We start from the raw sequence: 22,107 nt of genomic DNA, 5'->3' as shown, positions 1-22,107 counted from the left end.
GGGCCGTGCGCAATGCTCAAAGGCCCCAAAAGCTGGAACCGGATGATTGATCCCCCGTGTCGGGACACGCATTCCCCCTATAGGGAGCGCGGCGGGGGCGATGGTCTGCCGGTTCTGCGGGCCCGTCACACGCCGGAAATAGTCCGGACCAAGCCTGCAGTTGCCGTCCGCCCCCGTTGGGCGGTGAATAACTGGAACACTACATAACGGATCTTGCGGAAGTCGAGCCACGGGATGTCCCATTCCGTACCCGTCGGCTTTTTCTCCCTTCTCCGTAACCTGGGCGCTTCGATCTGTTACCGACGGTTCGCCAAATCCGTTCATCCGTAAACGAATTACGGTGGCGGCGCCATCCAAGCACGATGTCGTGATCCAATTAAGGTACATATTCCGCCACTGATATGGCCGATCCTCATCCCCGTCCCAGGGACCGGCCCACGCGTCTCGTCATCCGGTACGGACCGGCAGCCGGGCCGCCAGGAGAGCGAGCCCGCGCCGCAGTCGGCGGAAATAGGTGGCCCGGCTCAGGTGCAGCCGCCGGGCCACCTGATGGTGCGTACGGGACCGGCCGAGGTAGTACTCGCGGAGGATCGCCCCCGCCTCCGCATCGGCCGGTGCGTCCGCGGCCGCCAGCTCCGCGACCGCGTCCCGCAGCCAGGTCCGCAGCCCGGCGGGCGACCCGATCCCGGGACGGGCGAGCAGCGGACTGCGGGCGAGCTCCGCGGGGTCGCCGAGCCGGGCCAGCGCCCGCGCCACCAGCACCGGTACGTCGGGCACGGGTACGGGCACTTGCGCGGGTATGCCCGGTCCGCCGGCCGGGGACCCCGCCCCGTCCGGCGTCAGCGCGCCCATCCACCCCGGCAGTCCGGCCGCGCCGAAGTCGTGGCTGTAGACCTCGGGCCGGCGCCCGCACCGGTAGACGTCGTCGCGGATGCCGCCGTGCGGCCGGAAGCTCAGGGTGTGCAGCAACGCCTGGTAGTCCGGGCTGGCGGTGGACACCACCAGGTGCCCGGCCCGTACGGCCTGCCCGAGGATGTCCCGCAGCACCTGCGCGTGCACCACCGGATCCGCACCGTACGCGGCGCCGAGGAACAGCCCGCCGGAGCCGGGGCCGCCGAGCAGGCCCGTCGCGTGCTGCTGGAGCAGCGGCTCGATCCCGGCCTCCGTGTCCGCGCCGACGGGCAGCAGCGCGGCGAGCCCCACCGGCCGGCCCTCCCGGTCCCGGGCCAGCCGGAAGGCGGTGGGGCCGTCGTCGAGCCAGCGCTCCACGATCCGTTCGGAGCGCCGCACGTCGAAGCCTCCGCGCACGGCCCACCGGTGCATCAGCCGGCCGATGTCGTCGGCCTCGCCGGGCCGGGCGGGCCCGATCCGCGAGAACTCCTCGGCCGGCGGGAAGAGGGCGGTCCGCACCAGCGGATCCCCCGTCAGGAACAGCCCTTCCTCGACCAGTCCGGCCCGCTCCCGCGGCTCCGGCGTCCGCTCGGAGAGCAGCGCCCGCCGGTAGCCCGCGGCCCGGCTGCGCACCTCCTCGTGGGCCTGGGGTCGGCGCCACCGGTACGCCGTCTCGAACAGGCTGCGGTACGGCTCCCGGACCGTCAGCCCGAGCCGCTCACGGCGTACGAGACTCAGCCCCGCCAGGGCTTCGAACAGCGCGGGGCCGCCCGCGAGCAGCCGCTCGTCCCCGGTCCGTACGGTCGCGAGGAGGCGCAGTGCGTGGCGCCAGCGCTGCCCGGACCGTTCCCGCCCGAGCCGCTCCAGCACCTCGCCGGCCATCCGGTCGGCGGCCGCGCCGGGCACGTCCGGTGCGATCCCGGCGTGCAGGGCACGGCAGGCGAGGTCGGCGAGCAGGGGCACCCCGCCGGCCAGCCGGACCACGAGGGCCACGGCCTCCGGGTCGGTGATGCCCGCCTCCCGTGCCTGTGCCTCGACGGCGGCCGCCGACCGGGGGCCGAGCGCGACGGTCACCGGGGCCCGCCCGCCCCAGTCGGCGGTCGCCCGCAGGGGCAGCCTGCTGACCAGCAGCACGGGCCTGGGCCCGGGCCGGCCGGGCGAGGCGGGCCCGGGGACCTCCCCGGCCTGGGCCAGCGCCGCCGCGACCGCCTCGGCCCGGCCGGGCCCGTCCACGCTGTCGACGAGCAGCAGACCACCCGGCTGCGCGGCGAGCCTCCGCACCGCGGCGAGGCCGCCGTGCCCGGCGAGGCTGTCGTCCCCGGCGAGGTCCACGGCCGCCGCGACCGCGAGCCGCCGGGCCAGCCGGCTCTTGCCGCTGCCCAGCCCGCCGGTCAGGTTGACCAGGGCATGCGCGTCCAGGGCGGCCTGAAGCCGGGCGAGATCGTCGGTGGTCTCCACGGTCCCGGAACGATACCCAGGGTGATCACTTCGCGTCACGGCCGGAACAGGACGTTCGGCGGCCGGAGTTGATACCTCGGTGAGACTTCGCGGCGGCGTCCCGTGACTAGGGTCGTGACCACCGCGGGCCCGGCGGTTCCCCTGTTCCGTCCCCCTTGTGAAAGGACCCCTCGTGAAGTTGGCTCGATGGCTGTCGACCACGGCCGCGACCTTCCTGGCCGCCGCGACGCTCGTCGCCGGACCGGCGGCGGCCTCGGCGACGGCAGTCCCCTCCGCGACCGCCGCGACCACCGCGACCTCCGCCGCGGCCCTGGCCCCCACCGCCCCCAAGTACTTCCTGGGCGCCGGCTACGGCCCGCTCAACATCGCCACCGACGCCGCCTGGGACAGCGCGTACGCCCAGGCCACACAGGAGGGCTACCCGGCGGCCAACTGCGCCCGCTCGGCCGGCCCCGTGGCCGCCCCGGTCGGCAACGGCGGCTACTACCAGGTGAGCCTGGAGATCTACTGCGTCCCGCCGCCGCCCCCGGGCTCCGGGCAGATCGTCGGCGTGCACTCCGGCAAGTGCATGGACGTGAAGGGCGCCAAGACCGCCGACGGCACCCCGATCCAGCTCTACGACTGCAACGGCACCTCGGCGCAGCTCTGGAAGCTGGAGGCCGACGGCACGGTCCGCGCGCTCGGCAAGTGTCTCGACGTGCAGCACGCGAAGACCGAGAACGGCTCCCTCCTCGGCCTCAACGGCTGCCACCAGGGCACCAACCAGAAGTGGGAGCAGCTGCCCGGCGGCCTCCTGCGCAGCGTCCACTCCGGGAAGTGCCTCGACGCCCTGGGCTGGGCCACCGGCAACGGCTCCCGCCTCGGCATCTGGGACTGCGCCCCGGGCCACACCAACCAGCAGTGGCGCGGCTCCGCCCTGGGTACCTGACCCGCCAGGACCCGTACCCCGGTGCCCTGCCCATCCCCCGAGGGCAGGGCACCGGTGCGTCCGCGGTGCCTACGCCCGTCTGCCGGAACGTTCCGGCAGGCGGGTGGACAGCACCCGGCCCAGGTCCAGCACGCTCAGGCCGAACATCAGGACGCCCAGCGGGACATGGACCGACGGCACGCGTGCGATGCCCAGCACCACCTGCACCGAGGCGAGTACGAGGAAGCCGGACGCGTACAGGATCGGGCGGGGCGAACCGCCGCCCGGCCGCCACGCCAGGACCGCGGCGAGCACGTACAGCATGGACGCGCCGTACATCACGCGCGCTCCGACGCCGTGCAGCAGCTCGCCGTGGGACGAGGACAGCAGCAGTCCGGCGGTGGCCGCCTGGAAGAAGAGTGACGCCGTCTGCAGGGCGATCGCGACCTGTTGGAACGTGATCCTGCCCGGTGCTGCCGTCATCTGTGTGGCCATGGCGCGGTCCCCTCGTCTGCCTCGCGGCGGTGGATCGGTAGTGTCTCGTCCGTCCGACGACGCAGGCCCCCGAAGTGTGAGGCGGAGGGTCCAACCTCACACTCCCGTGCGGTGTTTCGTCGAGGCGTCGAGGCGTGGAGGCGTAGAGAGCCGAAACGGACCGGAACACACAGGAGCGGATCGCGACCATGGACAAGCCCGTGAGCACCCCGTCCGAGCCGGAGCTGAGCGTGGTCGTCGGCGAGCGGCGCCAGCTCATCAACCTCGCCTACCGGCTGCTGGGTTCACTGGCCGAGGCCGAGGACGCCGTGCAGGAGACGTACACCCGCTGGTACGCGATGTCGCGGCAGCAGCGGGAGGCCATCGAGTCACCCGGCGCCTGGCTGACGACGGTGGCCGGCCGCATCTGCCTCGACGTGCTCGGCTCGGCGCGGGCCCGGCGCGAGCGCTACGTCGGCGCGTGGATACCCGAGCCGCTGCCCGACCGTACGGAGTGGTTCAGCGGGCGGGCGGGCGACGGCGACGGTGATCCGGCCGACCCCGCCGACCGGATCACCCTGGACGAGTCGGTGAACATGGCCTTCCTCGTCGTACTGGAGTCGATGACACCGGCCGAACGCGTGGCGTTCATCCTCCACGACGTCTTCCGCTACCCCTTCCCCGAGGTCGCCGGGATCGTCGGCCGGACCCCCGCGGCCTGCCGCCAGCTGGCGTCCTCCGCCCGCCGCCGGATGCGCGCCGCGCAGGCCCCGGCGGCCGCGACGGCCGGACAGGCCGGCCTGGTACGGGACTTCAAGGAGGCCTGGGAGGCCAAGGACATCAAGGCACTTGTCGGCCTGCTCGACCCCGACGCGAAGATGACCGCCGACGGCGGCGGCCTGGTCGGCACCGTCCTGCGCCCGGTCGAGGGCAGCGAGCAGATCGCCGCGTACCTGATCCACATCGCCGACAAGGCCCCTGGACTGACCCTCCTGGAACGCACGGTCAACGGCCGGCCCGGCCTGGTCGCCCAGCACTCCGGCGTCACCGTGACCGTGGCGGCGTTCAGCCTCACCGACCACCGCATCACCCACATCTGGGCCGTCCGCAACCCGGAAAAACTCCGCACGTGGACCGAGATCACCCAGAACTGACCGTCACCCCACCGCGGTTCGGCTCCGCCGATCCCTCAGCGTGGCAGTCGTCCCGTCAGGGCATCTCGTCGGGGTCGCAGCTGGCCCGGCGGAGCCCGATCGTGCGCAGGGCCCGCATCAGGGCTTCGGCGTCGCCCTCGCGCACGACGTGGACGGCCCCCTCGACCGCCAGGCCGGACACGGCCCGGGGCATGCGGGCGGCTGCCGTGCGCAGCACCACTCCGCTCGGCGGGTCCAGGGCGCGCACCCCGCGGAAGACGCGCAGGACGCCCGGGTCCGCGTCGAGGCTGTCGAGCCCGGCCGGCAGGGACAGGACCGTGATGTCGGGCAGGAGGACGCGGGCGTGCGCGAGCGCGACGGCGGGATCGTGGGCGTGCGACACGACCCGGAAGTGCGGGTTGCGCTGGATCCCCGAGCGCAGCAGCTCCAGCTGCTCGCCGTCGGGCACCCCGACCACCAACACCGTCATCACCTGTTCCATCCTGCGCCCCGGCACGCCACGAGGCGACCCGGGCGCGGAACGGGACCCGGGTGGGGCGGGTTCCGGCCGGTGGGGGCCGCCGCCGGCCCGCAGAGCGGCGGAAGATCGACTTCCCGGCTGCGGGCCGCTCCACGAAACTGGAGACAGGCGGTCCCCGACGGAAGGCTGAGGTGCGAGATGCCGGATTCGGAGGATGCCCTTGCCATCCGCAATGTCGCCGAGCGGCTGATGCAGGCGCACCCCCAACTGGACGCCGGCCTCGTCCGGGCCTCCGTCCAGACGGCGTACGACGAGCTCAGGTACGCCCGGGTCCGCACCTACCTCCCGGTCCTGATGGAACGCCGAGCCAGGGACCTGCTCCCCTCCGACGAATATCTGGGCGCATCGATCCCGCCCGAGTAGGGCTCAGGCGGGATCCACTACCTTCGGGTCATGGGATCCGAAGGCGCGAAGCGCAGTCATGCCGAGGCCTGGGCGGCGCTCTTGGAGGGCTACCGTCCGCAGCCGTCCCAGGATGATTGGTCCACGTCCATGTGGTTGTTGCTGCAGGCAGCAGTGCGCGAGCCGTTGCTGAGCGGTATGTATCCGTGGATCTCGATGCAGCAGCTCAGCGTGTCGGCATCAGACAGCTGGGAGGACTGGGGCCGTGAACCGCTCCCGGCGATGTATGCCCAGCCGGATCGCTTTGCGGTGGTGGACCGCTTGGACCGGGGCGACCGTACCGCCTTCGAGACGGCCGATCCCGCCGAGGCGGTCGCGTACGCGGCGCGTCTGGTGCGCGACCGGCAGACGGCCGGGCCGAAGGAGCGGCACGTCTGGTCGGCCGAGGTGGAGGCGGTGCTGCGGGGGGCCGGTTGGCATCCGGGGCGTTGCGTCGACACGACCGAGTGGCGGGAGCGACTGGAAGCGGACGGCTTCCGCATCCACCCCGCCGCCGGGGACTTCCTGGGAGAGTTCGGCGGGCTGACGGTCGACAGCCGCGGATCCGGGATCACCAGCGCACGGGAGGCGTTCGAAATCGACCCACTGCTCGCGCTGGGCGAAGACGACCGCTTCGCGGCACGGGGCGAGGAGATCGGCCGTCACCTCTTTCCGGTGGGGGAATGCGACCACGGCCGTTCCTTCCTCGGCTTGGACGAGCGCGGCGGGCTGTATCTCGTCGACGGACGGCTGGCACGCTTCGGCCGTATGCCCGAGGCTCTGGAGAACCTCGTCCTCGGAGTGATGCCGGTCCGCGCCGCTCGGCCCTGACCCGCCGCCTGCGCCCGCCACCGGAGGCCAGGCCTGCCCGGTGGCGGCCGCGTTGCGTCGCCCGAACGGCCCAATGGGCCTTCCTCAGGCAGCGCTGGGATCTTCAGGTGTTCAGGAGCCGGTTGAAGAACGAACGGTAGTGCTGAAGCGCCAGCCGCAGTTCCTCGGTCGCGACCTGCTCGCCCTGGCCCCACTGCCCCTCCAGGCCCTGCTTGTGGGTGGAGAAGGTACGGGCGAGCGTCTGCATCACTTCGGCGACGAGGGCGTCCGCCGACCTGACCGCCTCCTGCGGGTCGTCGACGAACCGGCCCTGGATCTCGTTCCATGCCTTGCGGTAGTCCGCGGTGTCCTCGGCGCCGAGCAGCGGCTCGTCAGCGGTACCGGCGGCCGCCGGGTCCCTCAGGCGCTCGTCGGCGTTCTCACGGGTCGCGGGCGCGGGCTCGTCGGCGGGCGCGTCCATGGTGGCCTCCCCCGGGTACACGGGCGGCGTCCGCCCGTCGGCCCTGCCCGCATCCGGTGCCGGCGTCGGCGTCGACGTCGACGCCGGCACCGAATGGGCGATGTCCTCCGTCGTGATGCCGGCCTCACCGGCGCGTTCCTCGTTGCTTGCGTGGTTGCGCATCTCACCGGCTCCTCTGGTCGGTCAGGAGGTCGTCGAACAGGGCGCGGTAGTGCACCATCGCCCCGCGGAGTTCCTCGGTCGTCGTCCGCTCGTCGGTACTGCGCACCTTGACGTCATGGGCGGCCCGGTAGTGCTCCAGGGTGCGGCCGTGTTCGACCGAGAGGTCACGCAGTCGGCCGCGGTAGTCGTCCGTCGGATACCCGCGCTCGCGCATCAGTCGCGACACCAGTTCGTCGGCCTCCTCCACGGAGCCTTCCGGCCGGTCCACGAAGTGCTCCTGGACGGTGCTCCATTCGGCCGCGTACAGGTCCCGCCGTTCGACGGGCAGTTCCTTGAGCTCCAGCTGGTCGTGGCGTTCCTCGCGGGCCCGAAGCTCGCGCTCGGCGGCCATGCGGCCGCCCTCCGCCTCGACCGTACGGTCGTATTCGGGTCCGAACCTGTTCTGCAGATGCCGTCGTCGCGCCATCATCCACAGGGCGACGGTGAGCGCGATCACGACGATCGCGGCGACCACGATGACGGCGATGAGTGTGCTGGTTGACATGTTCGGCCTCCATTCCGGGGCCTCGTCGGATTCATTCACTCGGCTGCCCCTGTCCCTGCGGTGCAAACCCGCGCGGTGCGGCGCGGAGCCGTGTGGTTCGAAGGCGACGGGCGGGGTAGCCGCTCAGCGGTGAGAGGAGTGACCATGCCCGAGACCGGGCTCGATGCCTTCACCGGCGTACTCGACGGCCCGATGTACGTCGTCACGGTCGCGGCCGGCGGCGAGCGGGCGGGATGCCTGGTGGGGTTCGCCTCCCAGTGTTCGATCCGCCCGCCGCGCTTCGTCGTGTGGCTGTCCACGGCCAATCGCACCTACCGCGTGGCGCGCGGAGCCGCGCACCTCACCGTGCACGTGCTGCGCCGGGACCAGCACGCGCTGGCGGAGCTGTTCGGCGGCGAGAGCGGCGACCGGGTGGACAAGCTCGCGCAGGTCGCCTGGTGGCCCAGCGGAGACGGCAGTCCGGTGCTGGCGGAGGTCCGCACCTGGTTCGTCGGCAGGATCGAGGGACAGATCGAGGGCGGCGACCACGTGGGGTTCCTGCTGGCACCGGTCGAGGAGAGCCCCCCGGGAGACGGAAGCGGGGATGGCGACGGGGACGGGGGCGACGGGTTCGCCGCCGGGCTGCTGCGCTACAGCGACGCCGACGACATCCCGCCGGGCCACCCCGCATGACGGCAGCCGCACAGGCTCAAGCCGGAACCGCTCGTACCGGCAGGGGCGAGCGCAATGCGCTGTGCCCCTGGTCCCAGGCCTCCCGGATGTGGGTCGCGAGGCGGTCCTCCAGCAGGACGGTCGCCGCGCACCCGAAGGCGACGTCCGCCTCGAGGCCGGGCTCGTCGGCCAGCAGCCCCGCGATGACCTCGTGGCGTACGACCTGTTCGTGGACGGCATCGGCCTCCACGTGTTCGGCGTAGAAGTGTTCGGCTGCGGGTCCCGCCCCGCAGCGCCGCATGGCCTTGGCCAGGCGCCTGGACCCGGGCGACGAGGTGACCTCGACGCACGCGAAGTGGCCCACCAGCGCGCCGCGCGACGCCCGGTGGAGACCGAGGAGGGACATCAGGTTCACGGTCGCGAGCAGGGGCGCCGGTGCGTGGTCCAGGTAGCGGCCGTACGCGGTTTCCAGCCCGAGATCGGCCATCAGGGCCGCGAAGAGCTCCGCGTGGATGCGGTCGGCGCGGCCGGCGCCGAACTCGTCGTACTCGATGGCGACCATGGCGGCCTTGGCCCGGCCGGTGAGCCGGGGGATGACCCAGGCGTGCGGGTCGGCCTCCTTGAGGTGGTAGAGGGAGCGCAGGGCCGCGTACTCGCGCAACTGCCAGAGTTCTCCCTCCGTTTCGAGCCGGTGGCTGAGGCTGCCGGAGAGGTCGACCGGCTCGACGAGCAGCGGGGCGAAGGCCTCCTCGACCGATCGGGGGGCGTCGGCGAGCTCGGTGCGCAGGGCATGGAGGAAGCGGGTTTCGAGGGCTCCGCGCAGGCGCAGCAGGTCCGGATCCCATTCGCGTTCGTCGTCCACGCCGGCGAAGCCTCGGTAGTGCAGTTCGTAGAGGAGGTAGAGCGCGAGCTGGAGGTCCTCACCCCACGGGTCGGCCTTCAGTACGGACCCGGTGGCGTACGCGGGCGCGCTGCCGGACCGCAGGGCCTCGGCCACGGCCGCGGACAGCGGGCCCCGCGCCTCGGCCAGGCGGGGGCCGGCGGCGGGGGCCGTCGTGCCGGGGCCGGGAGGGGTCATCGGGGGCATCACGGGGTCCTGTCCTCGGGCGGCGGCGGGTCGGCCCGCTCGCGTCGGCGGTGGCTGGTGTCGCACCAGGGGTACGTACGGCTGCGGCGGCAGGTGCAGACCGCGACCATGAAGCGGTCGGAGCGGGCGACCGTCCCGTCGTCCAGGACGATCTCGACCGGCCCCTCGACGAGGACCGGGCCCTCGGGATCCACGGACACCCGGCGGGGGTCTTGGCGGGGCTCCCGGCAGGGGACTCGGCGGGGGGCCGGGTCCGCGGCGGTCTCAGAGGTTCCGGGCACGGATGACCACCAGCTCTTCCCATTCCTCGGCCTCGTCGGCGAGTCCCTGCGCGTGCAGCCAGGCCCGTCGCGAACGCAGGACCGGCCCCCACGGCACGGAAGCCCTCGCCATGACCCCCGCCGCCAGTCCCGCCCCGGCCAGCCGGTCCACGGTCGTCTCGGCTCCGCACAGGCCCGAGTGCACCAGGAGCAGCACACCACCGGGTCTCAGGAGGTCAGGGGCGCTCGCGCAGATCCGGTCGATGACCTGGCGCCCGTCCGGGCCGGCGTCCCAGGCCCGCTCCGGCCCGTGCGACGGGAGCCGGGTCCCCGGCGCGGGGACGTACGGCGGATTCGCGACGACCAGGTCGAAGCGGCGGCCGGCGGTCCGTACTGCGAAGTCGCCGTGCAGGACGCGCAAGGGCAGTCGCCGGCGCAACGCGTTCAGCCGCGCCGTGAGCACCGCGGGCCAGGAGACGTCGACCGCCGTGACCCGGGCTCCCCTGCCCGCGGCGTGCAGGGCCAGTGCCCCGGTGCCGGTGCCGATCTCCAGGGCGTCGGTGCGCGGCCCGAGCTCCTCGTGGGCGAGCGCCTCCGCGAGGAGGCGGGTGTCCGCCTGCGGCCGGTAGACACCCGGCAGCGCGAACAGGCCGACCGGCAGGGGGCCCGGGGTCAGGGTCGTACTGGACACCGCGTGCCTCCGGGGATCGAACGCGGGCCCGGCAGTGGCGGACCGCGCAACGGATGGGACTGTGCGGCTGCCCCGTCAGACGGTCCCCATCCGGATTCGCGTCGATCTTCGGAGGATCACACGGAATCGGCCGAGCCAGGCCGGTGACCGTGCGGCGCGCCCGCCGGCCCGGTTCCGACCGTGGCTCACGGCCCGGCGCTGCGGCCGGGTCTACCGTGGAGGGGTCCCGTCCCACCCGAGCGGCAGATGAGGCTGACAGCTGTGTCGACGTCGAGCCACGAGATCTTCGGTGCCCCGTGCTGGGTCAGCCTGCTGGCCCGGGATCTCGGCTCCGCCCAGCGGTTCTACGGTGCCGTGCTCGGCTGGGAATTCCGTCCCACGCACCTGGGGCACGGGATGATGGTCGCCTTCCGTGACGGGGCTCCCGTCGCGGGTGTCGGCGCGCTGGGCGGGAGTGCCGACGCGCCGGTGGTGTGGACGCCGTACTTCGCCGTCGACGACGCCGATGTGACCGCCGCACGGATCCGCGAACGCGGCGCCACCATGGCGGTCGGCCCCCTGGCCTTCGGCACCGGGCGAGCCGCCCTGGCGGCGGACCCCGCCGGAGCCGTCTTCGGCTTCTGGCAGGGCGAGGTCGTCCCCGACTGGTCCGTCGGCCGGGGAAGCGCCCCGGCCTGGCTGGAGCTGCGGACCCGCGACGCGTTCGCCGCGGCCATCTTCTACGGGGAGGTCCTCGACTGGGGCAGCGAGCGGTCGTCCTGCTGCACGGTGTCCTACGAGCACGCCCACGTGGTCCTGCGCCACGGCCGCGACACCGTCGCCCGCATCAGCGGCGGCGCGCTCGAAGCGGCGCCCGACCCCGAGGTGCGCCCCCGGTGGCACGTCCACTTCCGCGTACCGGACCTCGAAGCCGCGGTCGACGCCGCCGCCGGCCAGGGCGGCCGGACCGCTTCGCCCGTACAGACGTCCAGCATGAGCCGTTGGATCGTCCTCGCCGATCCCGAGGGGGCGCTCTTCACCGTGGTGGCGCCCCAGGACACCCCTGCCTGACCGTCTAGGACGGAACCTGACCTGGTCCGGTCCTACTGTCGTCACGTCGGCACACGACACACGACAGCAGGAACCGGCAGAGAGGACATTCCGATGAAGCACACCGCCCCCGAGGGGTACACCAGCGTCGCGCCGTGGGTCGTCACCGACGACACGGGCGCGCTGCTCGACTTCATCACCGCCGCCTTCGACGGCGAGGAGATCTCCCGCGTGCCCCTCGAGGACGGCACCATCGGCCACGGCGAGATCCGCGTCGGCGACACGGTCGTACTGGCCTTCGACCGCAGGCCCGACTGGCCGGTGATGCCCGCGCTGCTGCGCGTCTACGTCCCCGATGCCGACGCCGCCATGGCCGCCGCGGTGGCACACGGGGCCACGGTGGTCACCCGGGCCGTCGACAGCGCGTGGGGGGACCGCGGCGGGCGGGTGCGCGACCCGTTCGGCAACATCTGGTGGGTGACGAGCCGGGTCGAGGACGTCGCACCGGACCTGGCCTGGCAGCGGATGTCCGAGCCGAAGTACGCCGAGTCGATGCGCATCGCCCAGGAGACCCTGGACGCCGAACTCGGCGGGCGGGAATCCGGGGTGGCCAGCGCCCCCCGACACCCTGCTCCCTGATCGGCCCCGTTCCGCGGGTCTTCAGTGGCGGCGTGCGCAGGTCCAGGCCCCCATGCCCTGGATCCTGGCGAGTCTCCTCGCCGTCGCGATCTGCTCCGCCTTCGTGGCGAGGTCGGCGCGCGGCGCGTACTTGCGGCCTCCTGCCGCCTTCCAGCTCGACTGGGTGAACTGCAGTCCTCCGTAATGGCCGTTGCCGGTGTTCGCCCGCCAGTTGCCGCCGGATTCACATCGGGCGATGGCATCCCAGTCGGCTTTCGGTCTGGAGTGGACCGTAGCGGCGTGAGCTCCGGACACGTCCAGCAAGGCCACGGTCAACAAGACCGCTGAGGCGAGCAGTTGGCCGAGCATGCGCCGGCTGGGCCGGTCCTTCCGGTGGCACGACATCAGTCCTCCTTCGCTGTTGGGGCGGACCTGCCGCGAACAGCGGGCGGGCCCGCGTACGACCGCCTTCGGGTCGTGGCCACAGCAGAGCACGAGCCGACGCGCTTCCCGCGGCACTTGAGGTCGGTGAGGGGAAGACGCCACCCGAACGGACGCTCTACGACCCCTCGCGAAGGCGCTCCGAGGCCCCGGGGCGGCGCTCCACCCGGCCGATCGCCCGCGCCGCCGATGCGGCTTCGTGTTGCTCCAGTGGGCTGACGTGGCGCTCCTGAAGTGCCACGATGATCCGTGCTTCAACAGTGTGCCGTTCGGGACGCGGTGAGAGCGGTGACAGCGCGTCCCGGTGGCAGCCCTACCCCACGAAAGGGCGGACACCCCATGCGCGTCACACCCCTCGTATCGTCCTTAGGCAGCGAGCAGGGCACAGCCGTGGACGACATACGGCTCTACTACAGCCACAAGACACAGGAGATCCTCCAGAAGTACGGCCCGGGTCCCCGCGTCCACTTCCACGTGGGGCTGTACCCGGACGGCCCGCCGGACACCACCGTCTCGCAGAACATGCTCAAACAGCGCATGCTCGACGCCCAGGAACGGATCGTCGAGCACGCGGCCCGGTCCTGGGGCGCGTACGAGGCACCTCCCCGGCGGCTGCTGGACATCGGCTGCGGGCTGGGCGGTACGTCGCTGTACTGGGCGCAGGAACACGGGGCATCGGTCACCAGCCTCACCCTCGCCGAGGAACACATCCCGATCGTCCGGCACTTCGCCCGGCACGCCGGGGTCGACGGGCGGGTGCATCCCGTACTGGCGGACGTGCACGACCTGGACGAGACCCGGGCGTACGACGCCGTCTACGCCAACGAGAGCAGCGGCTACACCGACCGGACGCGGCTCTTCGACGTCGTGGCCAAGGCGCTGGAGCCCGGCGGATGGTTCGGGATCCAGGAGCACTTCGCGGGCCGCTCCGAGTGGCGCGAGTTCATCGACGACTACTACAGAACGCGGCTGGGGCTGCGCGGGGAATACCTGGCCGCGGCCGAGGCGGCCGGCTTTGAACTCGCGCACGAGGAGGACGTGACGGACTCGGTGGCGGAGTTCTGGGTGCAGTCCATGGCGTGGAACACCGCCGAACTCGACCGCCTCCGGGCGGACGCCCACGTCAAGCCCGGTGCGTGGACCCGCGAACGGCTCGAACAGTCGACGCTCGCACACAGCAGGTTCTTCCGCCTCTGGCGTGACCACGCGGTGCATACGCGGCTGCTGCACTTCCGGTTGGGAGGTGGCCGATGACGGTGTCGTCCTCACCCTCACCGGCGCCGCGCCCCTCGCGCCTCGGTGCGCGCCTGCCGTCGTTCTACTGCCCCCTGGAGCGCGACCTCCTCCATCCCGAGGCGAAGCAGGTGGAGGCCCGGGCGGTCGCGTGGCTGGACGCCTTCGGCCTGTACCCCGATCCGGTCGAGCGCGCGTGGGGGCTCGCCACCCACAGCGCCGACTTCTCCTGTCGCATCATCCCCGCCGGGAACGTGGAGGCGCTGCTGCTGTTCACCGAGTGGAACTACTGGGCCAACGCCGTGGACGACTGGCAGGATTCGGGTTCCGACGAGGTGGGGACGAGCGCCGTCGTCGAACACGGGGCCCGGCTGCTGCGGACCATCGAGGACCCCGGGGCGTCGGTGCTGCCCGAGGGAACCATGACCCGCGCGCTCCTGGACCTGGTGCACCGCACCCATGACCTGCTCACCCCCTACGAGTTGCGCCGGTTCGTCGAGGGGACGCGCGACTGGCTGCTCGGGGCTGCCTGGCGCGCCGCCCAGGCCGAGGCGGGGACCATGCCGGGGCTGAACGACTTCGTCGCCATGGGTCCGTTGGCGAACGGTACGCGTTTCTCGCTGACCTGGTCCGACGTCGCACGCGGGGACCGCCTGCCGGCGGACGCGCTCTGCTCCCCCGCCCTGACGGCATTGACGGACGCGGCGGGGTTCGTCGTCAGCGCGGACAACGACCTGTTCTCCTACGACAAGGACGACCACCTGGAGCCGCGCGAGGTGAACCTCGTCAACGTACTGGCCCACCAGGAGAATTGCTCTCCCGCCGAGGCGGTTCCGCTCGCGGTGGCCCTGCGCGACCGGGTGATGGTCCTCTTCACCAGGCTGCGGGCGCAGCTGGAGGACGACGCGGACGCAGCGGGCTCAGCGGACGGCGCGGACGGCCCGGACGGCGAACTGCGGCGCCATCTGGCCGCGTTGGGTCACTACGTGGCCGGCTCCATCGCGTGGCAGAGCCGTGCCCCCCGGTACGCGAGCCCCCGCAACCGGCACGAACTGCCGCTCGCGGAGGCCCGGTTCACGCTCCGGTACGCCGATGCCCCCAGCGTCGGCGGAACCGAGCCGCCGGAAGTGCCGGCCCTCGCCTCCTGGTGGCGGCGGGTACGCGACTGAGCAAGGTCGGGCCCCGGCCGAATTCGGCCGGGGTCCTGGCGCGGGCGGCCGCCCTCAGCGGCGGCCGAAGAGCCGGCGCCACCAGCTGACGCCACGGCGACGGCGGCCGCCGACCGCGGGCGCCGCCGTCGGCTGCGGCGGGATGAGCGCGTGTACGGGGTGCCCGGCCGGCTGCTCCTCCTGGGGCTGCGGGAGCGGCACGGAGCGCGGGGCGAACCGTACCGGCAGCGACAGCAGGTGGCGTGACATGAGGGTGCCCCGCCATTGGAGCTCGCTCGCGTCAACGGCCAGCTGGAGGTCGGGCAGCCGGTCCAGCAGGACCTCGATGCCGGTGTCGGCGATGGCCCGCCCGATGTCCTGGCCCGGGCACTCGTGCGGTCCGCTGCTGAAGGCCAGGTGGGAGCGGTTGCCGTGGACGGAGACCAGGGGATCCGGGCGGATCTGCGGGTCGGCGTTGCCCGCCGCCAGGCCGAGCAGGATCATGTCGCCGGCCTTCACCTGCTGGCCGCCGAGCAGGGTGTCACCGGTGGCCCAGCGCCCGATGATCGTGTTGATCGGTGGGTCGTCCCACAGGACCTGCTCCAGGGCGTCGGGCAGGGTCATGTGGCCTCCGGAGAGGCTGGCCCGGAAGCGGGGGTCGGTCAGTACGGTCCGCAGCGTGTTCGCGATGAGGTTGGCGGTGGTCTCGTAGGCCGCGATCAGCACGACGCGCAGGTGCATCAGCACCTCGGTGTCGCTCAGGTTCGCGGGGTGCTCGATCAGCCAGGACGCCAGGTCGCGGGCGGGCCGGGCCTTGCGCTCCACGACCAGGTGTTCCAGCGTGGCGGTGACGTAGCGGTCGCTCTGGAGGGCCGTCTCGGTGCCCTGGAGCATGTCGCGTGCCGCGTTGACCAGCAGGGGTCCGTGTTCGTCGGGTGCCCCGATGAGCTGCGTCATGACCAGCATGGGGAGCTGGTCGGAGAAGGCCGACACCAGGTCGGCGTACCCCTCGGCCGCGATCTGGTCGACGAGCTGGTTGGCGAAGCGGGTCACGTAGCGGCGGATGCCGCGCTTGTCGAAGCGCTCCAGGGACTCCACCACGGCCGAGCGCAGCCGCTCGTGAACGGGCCCGTCGGTGAAGTTGCAGACCGGTACCCAGGAGACCATGGGGCCGAGCGGGGTGTCGGCCGGTACCCGGCCCTCTCTCATGTCGCGCCAGCCCCGGGGGTCGCGGGCGAAGCGCGAGGACGTGCGTGCCACGTCCAGGTTCTCCCGGTGGCCGAGGACCAGCCAGGCCGGAAGGTCCCCGCTCACCAGTACGGGGGCCACCGCGCCGTGTTCGGCCCTCAGCTTCTCGTACAGCGCGAGGGGGTCGGCCTGGGCCTCCGCTCCGTGGAGCCGGTACAGGCCGCCCGCCGTCGCCGCCGCGGCGTGGGCGGGGCACTCGGGCGGTGGGGTGGGGGTGGTGCTCACATTGCCTCCTGGGTGGCTGCCTGGGAGTGCAGGTAGCGCATGAGGGTCAGCAGGACATCGCGGGACGAGTCCCGCCGTCTGGCGTCGCAGACGAGGATCGGGACGGCGGGGGGCAGATCGAGGGCCTGGCGCAGTTCCTCCACCGGATGCTCGGGCGCGCCGGGGAAGGAGTTGACGGCCACGACGAAGGGGACGCCCCGCTCCTCCAGTCGTCCGATGACGTCGAAGCTGATCTCCAGCCGTCGGGTGTCGAGGAGTACGACCGCTCCGAGCGCGCCCTCGAAGAGTCCGCGCCACAGGAACCAGAAGCGCTCCTGCCCTGGTGTTCCGAACAGGTACAGGACGAGTTCGTCGTTGATGCTGATGCGGCCGAAGTCCATGGCCACGGTGGTGGTGATCTTGCGGGCCACGCCCCAGGTGTCGTCGACACCGACGCCGGCCCTGGTCATGGTCTCCTCGGTCGTCAGCGGCTTGATCTCGCTGACCGCACCGACCATCGTCGTCTTGCCCACGCCGAAGCCGCCGACGATGACGACTTTCACGGCGGCCGCGGCCGTCTGCGGGAGTATGTCCGCCTCGCGCGGCCCGGCGGGCGGCTCAGAGTTTCTGAAGTCCATCGATCACTGCCTCGATCAGAGCAAGGTCGGGTAGCTGCGCGGCGGGAACGGGCGGGCGGACGTACACCCGCTGAGCGGCCATCAGGTCTCCGACCAGCACGGTGACGGCGCTCACGGGCAGGCCGGCGTACGCGGCGATCTCGGCCACCGACAGCGGTGACTGGCACATCCGGAGGATGGCCGCCTGCTCGGGCTGCATCTCGGGCCGGGCGTGCCCTTTGGCCACGACTAAGGTCACGAGGTCCAGATGGACGGCGGTGGAGGGTCCACTGCGTCCGCCGGTGATGACGTAGAGCCGTTCGGGGCTGCCGTCCTCCCAGCTGGTGGTGGGCGGCTCATTCACGCGGGCTGCCCGTCATGTCGGGGCGGGCTGCTCAGGTGGTCCCCCATTCGGGTCACCAGGTTGCGCATCTGCGCGCCCATCAGGCCCGCGTCCACGCCCTCGTCGGCGAGGACCGCGAGGTAGGAGCCGTCGCCGGCGGCCATCAGGTAGAAGAACCCGCCGTCCATCTCGATCACGACCAGGCGCATCCTGCCCTCGGAGCGGGGCAGTTCCGCGGCCACCGCCCCGGCGAGGCTCTGCAGGCCCGCGCAGGCCGCCGCCAGGCGGTCGGCCGTGTCGGTCTCGGCCCCGTACTGCGCCACGCAGAGCCCGTCCGCGGACAGGACGATCACGTGCCGCGTTTGCGGCACTCCGGCGGCCAGGTCCTTGAGCATCCAGTCCATGCTGCTGATTCGCTGAGTCATCACTGCTTACGCCCCCTTGGTCGCTGAACCCGACGCGCCCTCGGCGCCCGGCGCGTCGTGGCCGGGCGCGCCGGACAGTCCGCTGTGGAAGGCCTCCAGCCACATTCCGGGGCCCTGGTCGTCCGCCGGCTGCGGCTCCGCGGCCGGCCGGACGTCGAAGGTGGTGGCACGGTCCTTCCGGCGTCGCTGCGGCAGGCCCGTCGCGGTGCGTCCGGTGTCCGGCTGCCCGCCGCCGGCGGGAGCCGGCCTGGGGACCGGAGCCGGTGCGTGGCGGGGCGCGGAGACTCCGCCCGGCGAGCGGTCGAAGGGGTGCTCGCGCGGTGTGGCGGCCACGGCCCTGGGCCCCGAGGAGGAGCCGATGCCGTGGGCGAGACCCGTCGCCGAGGACGCCGTGGTGATGAGGTGCTGCGGCACGATGACGACGGCGCGTACGCCGCCGTACGCCGACGAGCGCAGGGAGACCTGGAACCCGTACGCCTGTGCCAGCCGGCCGACCACCGCGAGGCCCAGCCTCGGCGTCTCGCCCAGGTCGTTGAGGTCGATCCCGGACTGCGCCTGCGCGAGCATCTTCTCGGCGCGGCCGCGGGCCTCCTCGCTCATGCTGAGGCCACCGTCCTCGATCTCCACGGCGATGCCCGACTGCACCTCGACGGCGGTGAGGTGGACCCGGGTGTGCGGCGGCGAGTACCGGGTGGCGTTGTCCAGCAGCTCCGCCAGGGTGTGGATCAGCGGTTCCACGATCGGGCCGACGACGGCGACCTCGGTGACGGAGTGGAGCTCCACCCGCTGGTAGTCGATGATCCTCGACATCGCGCCGCGCATCACGCTGTACAGCGTGACGGCCCTGCTCCACTGGCGGCCGGGGCGCGCACCGCCGAGGACCGAGATGGAGTCGGCGAGCCGGCCGATGAGGGCGGTGCCGTGGTCCAGTCGCAGGAGGTCGCCGAACACGTCGGGGTTGCTGCCGTGCCGGTCCTCCATCTCGCGCATCTCGTGGGCCTGCTGGTGGACGATCGCCTGCATGCGGCGGGCGACGTTCACGAAGGCCCGCTGCGCCGAGTCGCGCAGGCTCTCCTCGTTGTCGACGGCGTCGATGACGTGGGACAGCACGGCCTGCAGGGCGGCGCGGAAGCGCGGGGTCAGGGCCTTGTCGTTGCCCCAGCGGTCGCCCTGTCCGCCGCGCCCGCCCAGGGCGGTCAGCACCTCCTCGGCCAGCTCGCCCCTGCGCAGTCGCTCGATGGCCTCGGGCAGCACCACCTGGGACAGGCGGGCCGCCTCGGTCTCCTGCCGGGACAGGGCGTGCCGGAGGGCGGCGACCTGGGCGCGCTCGGCGGCGAGCGCGCGGCCACGCCGTAACGCCTCGACGAACACCGCTGCCGCGCAGACGGCGGCCACGGCGATCAGTGCGGTGCCGAACGGTGCCGCGGAGGAGGCGAGAGCGCCGACCAGGCAGGCGGCGGCCACGAGGGCGATCGTGGGCATCAGCCGGCCTACTCTCCCCTCCACGTGGGCGGTTTCGGGGGGAATGTCTCTTTGCTCCATCGGCGTCCTCGAACTATCGAAAAGGGGGGACCTTCTGACCGGTGGGCGGGAGCATAACTACGCCCAACTTCCCGCACGTGTGGTTTCGTTGGAGTTCATCGGACCGGAGGAACCGATATGCGCCAAGGTCAGCGCCCGATTCCGGCGCAGGCGGGGGCCCCGCCGCGGCGCGTGGCGGCGTAGTGGGAGGTCGAGGGGGTGCCGGCGCCGTGCACGGCGGGTAAACCGGCGCTCACCCTCCGATCGGTTCCGGCCGCACCTCTTGGTCGGGCAGTGGCGTCCCGGGCGGAAATGCGCTAGGTCATGTCCGGGGCGCGCGGTGCGGGATCGGCTGCCCCACACTGGTAGCCAGGCACCCCATACCGCTGGTGCCGTCCGGATCCCGGTGGGCGGGAGGCGCCGCATGGTCATCAGTCACCGCATCGCCGAGGACACCCTGCACGTGCGGATCCTGCAGGAGCTGGACGTCACGAACCGGTCCGCGGCCGCCCTGCAGATCGAATCCCTCGTCCACGCGCACCGCCCCTCCCGGGTGACGGTCGAACTGCCGACCGACTCTCCCTCCCCCATGACCTTCAGCGCGCTGGCCCGCGCACAGCGGATGTGCCAGAGCCTCGGCATCCCCCTCACCGCGACCGGGCCCGGCGAACACGCGACCCCGCTGCACCTCGGCCCCGATACCGGCGCGGGCGCGAGCCGGCCCCGGTCACTGGAGCACGGGGCACGCCACGACCACTGACCCTCAGGGTGTGGTTCTGCTGTGGTCGAGCCGTTCGACGCGCGCCACGTTCTCCCGGTCCTCGGCGTCCGCGCTCGCCTCGGCGGCGAACCAGGCGTCGAGGATCTCCGTGAGGAGCGGTTCCGAGGTCAGGCGCAGGCTGAGCGCGAGCACGTTGGCGTCGTTCCAGCGGCGCGCACCGTCCGCCGTGTAGGCGTCCGTGCACAGGGCCGCGCGTACGCCGGGAACCTTGTTCGCGGCGATCGACGCGCCCGTACCGGTCCAGCAGCACACGACGGCCTGGTCGGCGTTCCCGGCGGCGACCTCGCGGGCCGCCGCCTCCGAGCAGGCTGCCCACTGCGGATCGTCGCCTGGGCTCAGCGCCCCGTACGTCACCACGTCGTGTCCGCGGTCGCGCAGTTGCCCGAGGAGTGCGCGAGCCACGGGTTCGTCCATGTCCGAGGAAACGGAGATCCGCATGCCCCGACACTAACCGACCACAACAGGTGGACCGGAGCCGGAACGGCTCACTCGGCCAACCGATCGAGGCGGTCGAGGCGGTCGAGGCCGGCCGGGTCCGGGTGGAGATGCGCCGCGGCGAGGTTCTCCTCCAGGTGGCCGATTCGAGAGGTGCCCGGAATCGGGAGAATGACCGGAGAGCGGTGAAGGAGCCATGCGAGCGAGACCTGTGCCGGGGTGGCGTTGAGTTCGGCGGCCACGGCGGCGATCTCGGCCGACGTGTCCGACGCCGCCGTGGCGACCGGCCGCCACGGCAGGAACGCGATCCCCGCCGCTTCGCACGCGGCGAGCACCGGCTCGTGCTCGCGGTCGAGCAGGCTGTAGCGGTTCTGCACGCTCGCGACGTCGACGATCTCGCGCGCCCGGTCCAGTTCCGTGACGGTGACCTCGGACAGTCCGATCCGTCCGACCTTGCCCTCGGTCCGGAGTTCCCGCAGGGCACCGAGCTGATCCGCCAGGGGCACCGCCGGATCGATGCGGTGCAGCTGGAGCAGCTCGATCCGCTCGACGCGCAGCCTGCGGAGGGCGTGTTCGACCTGCCCGCGCAGCACATCCGGCCGGGCGTCGAGCTTCCATCCGGCTGGGGAGGCCGAGCGTGCGACTCCGACCTTGGTGGCGATGGTCAGCCCGTCCACGTAGGGGTACAGGGCCTCGGCGAGGAGTTCCTCATTGGCTCCCCAGCCGTACATGTGGGCGGTATCGATCAGCGTGACGCCCAGCTCGACGGCCCGCCGGGCGACCGCCAGAGAGCCCTCACGGGCGGGACCCGGCTCACTCGGCAGCCGCATGGCTCCGAACCCGAGCCGCCGTACACCCAGATCCCCGCCGATACGAAACATGTCCACTGTCATGCCGCCTCCGCCCCCTCGATCAAGGACCAACGCTAACAGCGCGGTTGACCTTGGGTCGGGTCACCACCGTGACCTGCGGAGATGCCGCCGTTCCGACATGTGGCCCGATTCCTGGCGAGTGGCCATGAGGGAGGTAGTGTCCTCCGGTCACGGACGGCAACCGGGTCGTCCGTTCAACCCAGGGGTACCACCATGACTGATCTGAACTCACTGCGGGCAAGCCTTGCGTCGGGTGCGCACGAGTTCGCCGACACCCTGGCCTTCGTCGCCGCGCATTACTCGTATCAGCCGCAGGCGTTCCGCAACGGGGAGCTGGAAAATGCCGCGGGTGAGAACGAGGGTTCCTGCAAGACGCTGGGACTGGCCCTGCTGGAAGGGCTGAGCGACCAGGAGGCCCTGCAGGCATTCGGTGAGCACTATCGCAGCGTGCTGACGACGCCGGACAGCACCGATCACGCCAACATCCGCAACCTCATGGTCCACGGCCTGACAGGGGTGCGCTTCGCCGGGCAGCCCTTGGCCCGCAAGAGCTGAAAGCGCTTCCGCGGGAAGGCCCGGTCGGGGGGGGGGTGGCGGGGCGCGCCGGCCCCCCCCCCCCCCCCCCCCCCCCGGGCCCCCCCCCCCCCCCCCCTTTTTTTTTTTGCGCCAGCGGGGTGGGGGGGGGGGCCCACCGCACGGGGGGGGCCCCCGCCGCGGCGGG

Annotated in this window: 27 protein-coding genes; 11 read left to right on the top strand and 16 right to left on the bottom strand. The window is 72.5% G+C overall.

The genetic code is table 11. The features are described 5' to 3' along the window. Window positions 1-447 precede the first annotated feature (447 nt). A complete protein-coding gene (locus tag ACFYZ4_RS25895) occupies window positions 448-2,349 on the bottom strand; it encodes a hypothetical protein (protein WP_390784916.1) in 1,902 nt (633 codons plus the stop codon). Between the two features lie 172 nt (window positions 2,350-2,521). Here ACFYZ4_RS25895 and ACFYZ4_RS25890 point away from each other — a divergent pair, with 172 nt between their 5' ends. Next, the gene (locus ACFYZ4_RS25890; RefSeq protein WP_390784915.1) at window positions 2,522-3,277 is read left to right on the top strand and encodes a ricin-type beta-trefoil lectin domain protein; all 756 of its coding nucleotides are present in this window, start codon (window positions 2,522-2,524) and stop codon (window positions 3,275-3,277) included. A 69-nt stretch (window positions 3,278-3,346) separates the two neighbouring features. On the opposite strand, the gene ACFYZ4_RS25885 is transcribed toward ACFYZ4_RS25890, so the two are convergent. After that, window positions 3,347-3,751, bottom strand: a complete 405-nt coding sequence (locus tag ACFYZ4_RS25885; protein WP_390784914.1) for a hypothetical protein — start codon at window positions 3,749-3,751, stop codon at window positions 3,347-3,349. Between the two features lie 188 nt (window positions 3,752-3,939). On the opposite strand from ACFYZ4_RS25885, the gene sigJ reads away from it, so the two are divergent. Beyond that, window positions 3,940-4,884 carry an RNA polymerase sigma factor SigJ gene (gene sigJ, locus ACFYZ4_RS25880; RefSeq protein ID WP_351300913.1) on the top strand — a complete coding sequence of 315 codons (945 nt, stop codon included), beginning with the start codon at window positions 3,940-3,942 and terminating at the stop codon, window positions 4,882-4,884. Between the two features lie 55 nt (window positions 4,885-4,939). Here sigJ and ACFYZ4_RS25875 read toward each other — a convergent pair whose 3' ends face one another. Further along, the gene (locus tag ACFYZ4_RS25875) at window positions 4,940-5,353 is read right to left on the bottom strand and encodes a hypothetical protein (RefSeq protein WP_351300916.1); all 414 of its coding nucleotides are present in this window, start codon (window positions 5,351-5,353) and stop codon (window positions 4,940-4,942) included. A gap of 189 nt (window positions 5,354-5,542) precedes the next feature. On the opposite strand from ACFYZ4_RS25875, the gene ACFYZ4_RS25870 reads away from it, so the two are divergent. Both ACFYZ4_RS25870 and ACFYZ4_RS25865 read left to right on the top strand, forming a co-directional pair. Continuing rightward, window positions 5,543-5,767 carry a three-helix bundle dimerization domain-containing protein gene (locus tag ACFYZ4_RS25870; protein WP_351300919.1) on the top strand — a complete coding sequence of 75 codons (225 nt, stop codon included), beginning with the start codon at window positions 5,543-5,545 and terminating at the stop codon, window positions 5,765-5,767. Between the two features lie 30 nt (window positions 5,768-5,797). Beyond that, window positions 5,798-6,616: an SUKH-3 domain-containing protein gene (locus ACFYZ4_RS25865; protein WP_390784913.1), complete on the top strand. Its 819-nt coding sequence runs from the start codon at window positions 5,798-5,800 to the stop codon at window positions 6,614-6,616. A gap of 103 nt (window positions 6,617-6,719) precedes the next feature. Here the strand turns inward: ACFYZ4_RS25865 and ACFYZ4_RS25860 are convergent, their stop codons facing one another. Further along, window positions 6,720-7,238: a hypothetical protein gene (locus ACFYZ4_RS25860; protein ID WP_390784912.1), complete on the bottom strand. Its 519-nt coding sequence runs from the start codon at window positions 7,236-7,238 to the stop codon at window positions 6,720-6,722. 1 nt (window position 7,239) lies between these two features. Then, window positions 7,240-7,782: a hypothetical protein gene (locus ACFYZ4_RS25855; RefSeq protein ID WP_351300927.1), complete on the bottom strand. Its 543-nt coding sequence runs from the start codon at window positions 7,780-7,782 to the stop codon at window positions 7,240-7,242. 144 nt (window positions 7,783-7,926) lie between these two features. On the opposite strand from ACFYZ4_RS25855, the gene ACFYZ4_RS25850 reads away from it, so the two are divergent. Beyond that, window positions 7,927-8,454 (top strand): flavin reductase family protein, encoded by a 528-nt coding sequence (locus tag ACFYZ4_RS25850; protein ID WP_390784911.1) that lies wholly within the window; start codon window positions 7,927-7,929, stop codon window positions 8,452-8,454. Window positions 8,455-8,470: 16 nt separating this feature from the next. Here the strand turns inward: ACFYZ4_RS25850 and ACFYZ4_RS25845 are convergent, their stop codons facing one another. From ACFYZ4_RS25845 to ACFYZ4_RS25835, 3 genes are read right to left on the bottom strand one after another with little or no spacing between them, the layout of a single operon-like run. Further along, a complete protein-coding gene (locus tag ACFYZ4_RS25845; protein ID WP_390785062.1) occupies window positions 8,471-9,511 on the bottom strand; it encodes an iron-containing redox enzyme family protein in 1,041 nt (346 codons plus the stop codon). Between the two features lie 8 nt (window positions 9,512-9,519). Beyond that, complete coding sequence (locus ACFYZ4_RS25840) at window positions 9,520-9,801, bottom strand: CDGSH iron-sulfur domain-containing protein (protein ID WP_351300933.1); 282 nt, start codon at window positions 9,799-9,801, stop codon at window positions 9,520-9,522. Continuing rightward, on the bottom strand, window positions 9,785-10,471 hold the full coding sequence (locus tag ACFYZ4_RS25835; protein ID WP_390784910.1) for a HemK2/MTQ2 family protein methyltransferase: 687 nt from the start codon (window positions 10,469-10,471) through the stop codon (window positions 9,785-9,787). Before ACFYZ4_RS25835 ends, ACFYZ4_RS25840 begins: the two co-directional genes overlap by 17 nt. Window positions 10,472-10,783: 312 nt before the next feature. Here ACFYZ4_RS25835 and ACFYZ4_RS25830 point away from each other — a divergent pair, with 312 nt between their 5' ends. Then, window positions 10,784-11,521: a VOC family protein gene (locus ACFYZ4_RS25830; RefSeq protein WP_351300978.1), complete on the top strand. Its 738-nt coding sequence runs from the start codon at window positions 10,784-10,786 to the stop codon at window positions 11,519-11,521. 93 nt (window positions 11,522-11,614) lie between these two features. Next, window positions 11,615-12,139 (top strand): VOC family protein, encoded by a 525-nt coding sequence (locus ACFYZ4_RS25825; protein WP_390784909.1) that lies wholly within the window; start codon window positions 11,615-11,617, stop codon window positions 12,137-12,139. A gap of 21 nt (window positions 12,140-12,160) precedes the next feature. Here the strand turns inward: ACFYZ4_RS25825 and ACFYZ4_RS25820 are convergent, their stop codons facing one another. Further along, the gene (locus tag ACFYZ4_RS25820; protein WP_390784908.1) at window positions 12,161-12,523 is read right to left on the bottom strand and encodes a transglycosylase family protein; all 363 of its coding nucleotides are present in this window, start codon (window positions 12,521-12,523) and stop codon (window positions 12,161-12,163) included. A gap of 426 nt (window positions 12,524-12,949) precedes the next feature. On the opposite strand from ACFYZ4_RS25820, the gene ACFYZ4_RS25815 reads away from it, so the two are divergent. Together ACFYZ4_RS25815 and ACFYZ4_RS25810 are read left to right on the top strand one after the other, a co-directional pair. Next, window positions 12,950-13,813: an SAM-dependent methyltransferase gene (locus tag ACFYZ4_RS25815; protein WP_390784907.1), complete on the top strand. Its 864-nt coding sequence runs from the start codon at window positions 12,950-12,952 to the stop codon at window positions 13,811-13,813. Next, window positions 13,810-14,961, top strand: a complete 1,152-nt coding sequence (locus tag ACFYZ4_RS25810; protein ID WP_390784906.1) for a hypothetical protein — start codon at window positions 13,810-13,812, stop codon at window positions 14,959-14,961. The genes ACFYZ4_RS25815 and ACFYZ4_RS25810 overlap by 4 nt, the downstream gene beginning before the upstream one ends. Before the next feature lie 54 nt (window positions 14,962-15,015). On the opposite strand, the gene ACFYZ4_RS25805 is transcribed toward ACFYZ4_RS25810, so the two are convergent. The 5 genes from ACFYZ4_RS25805 to ACFYZ4_RS25785 are packed head-to-tail and all read right to left on the bottom strand — an operon-like array spanning window position 15,016 to window position 19,259. Continuing rightward, window positions 15,016-16,413, bottom strand: a complete 1,398-nt coding sequence (locus ACFYZ4_RS25805) for a cytochrome P450 (protein ID WP_351300951.1) — start codon at window positions 16,411-16,413, stop codon at window positions 15,016-15,018. Next, window positions 16,410-17,030 carry an ATP/GTP-binding protein gene (locus ACFYZ4_RS25800; RefSeq protein ID WP_351300954.1) on the bottom strand — a complete coding sequence of 207 codons (621 nt, stop codon included), beginning with the start codon at window positions 17,028-17,030 and terminating at the stop codon, window positions 16,410-16,412. The genes ACFYZ4_RS25805 and ACFYZ4_RS25800 overlap by 4 nt, the downstream gene beginning before the upstream one ends. After that, window positions 17,011-17,373, bottom strand: coding sequence for a DUF742 domain-containing protein (locus ACFYZ4_RS25795; protein WP_351300957.1), 363 nt, complete (start codon window positions 17,371-17,373; stop codon window positions 17,011-17,013). Before ACFYZ4_RS25795 ends, ACFYZ4_RS25800 begins: the two co-directional genes overlap by 20 nt. Beyond that, window positions 17,370-17,777 (bottom strand): roadblock/LC7 domain-containing protein, encoded by a 408-nt coding sequence (locus ACFYZ4_RS25790; RefSeq protein WP_030713382.1) that lies wholly within the window; start codon window positions 17,775-17,777, stop codon window positions 17,370-17,372. Before ACFYZ4_RS25790 ends, ACFYZ4_RS25795 begins: the two co-directional genes overlap by 4 nt. Window positions 17,778-17,783: 6 nt before the next feature. Next, window positions 17,784-19,259, bottom strand: coding sequence for a sensor histidine kinase (locus tag ACFYZ4_RS25785; RefSeq protein ID WP_390784905.1), 1,476 nt, complete (start codon window positions 19,257-19,259; stop codon window positions 17,784-17,786). A 463-nt stretch (window positions 19,260-19,722) separates the two neighbouring features. Between ACFYZ4_RS25785 and ACFYZ4_RS25780 the strand changes: the two genes are divergently transcribed. Continuing rightward, the gene (locus tag ACFYZ4_RS25780; protein WP_390784904.1) at window positions 19,723-20,058 is read left to right on the top strand and encodes a hypothetical protein; all 336 of its coding nucleotides are present in this window, start codon (window positions 19,723-19,725) and stop codon (window positions 20,056-20,058) included. Window positions 20,059-20,061: 3 nt separating this feature from the next. Here the strand turns inward: ACFYZ4_RS25780 and ACFYZ4_RS25775 are convergent, their stop codons facing one another. Next, the gene (locus tag ACFYZ4_RS25775; RefSeq protein WP_390784903.1) at window positions 20,062-20,517 is read right to left on the bottom strand and encodes an RpiB/LacA/LacB family sugar-phosphate isomerase; all 456 of its coding nucleotides are present in this window, start codon (window positions 20,515-20,517) and stop codon (window positions 20,062-20,064) included. A 47-nt stretch (window positions 20,518-20,564) separates the two neighbouring features. Continuing rightward, on the bottom strand, window positions 20,565-21,407 hold the full coding sequence (locus ACFYZ4_RS25770; RefSeq protein ID WP_390784902.1) for an aldo/keto reductase: 843 nt from the start codon (window positions 21,405-21,407) through the stop codon (window positions 20,565-20,567). A 192-nt stretch (window positions 21,408-21,599) separates the two neighbouring features. Between ACFYZ4_RS25770 and ACFYZ4_RS25765 the strand changes: the two genes are divergently transcribed. Further along, a complete protein-coding gene (locus tag ACFYZ4_RS25765) occupies window positions 21,600-21,941 on the top strand; it encodes a HopJ type III effector protein (RefSeq protein WP_351300972.1) in 342 nt (113 codons plus the stop codon). Window positions 21,942-22,107 lie beyond the last annotated feature (166 nt).

Origin of the sequence: Streptomyces sp. NPDC001513 (genome assembly GCF_042894695.1) — a bacterium.
Taxonomy (GTDB): Bacteria; Actinomycetota; Actinomycetes; order Streptomycetales; family Streptomycetaceae; genus Streptomyces.
This window is presented reverse-complemented; position numbering and strand designations above follow the sequence as displayed.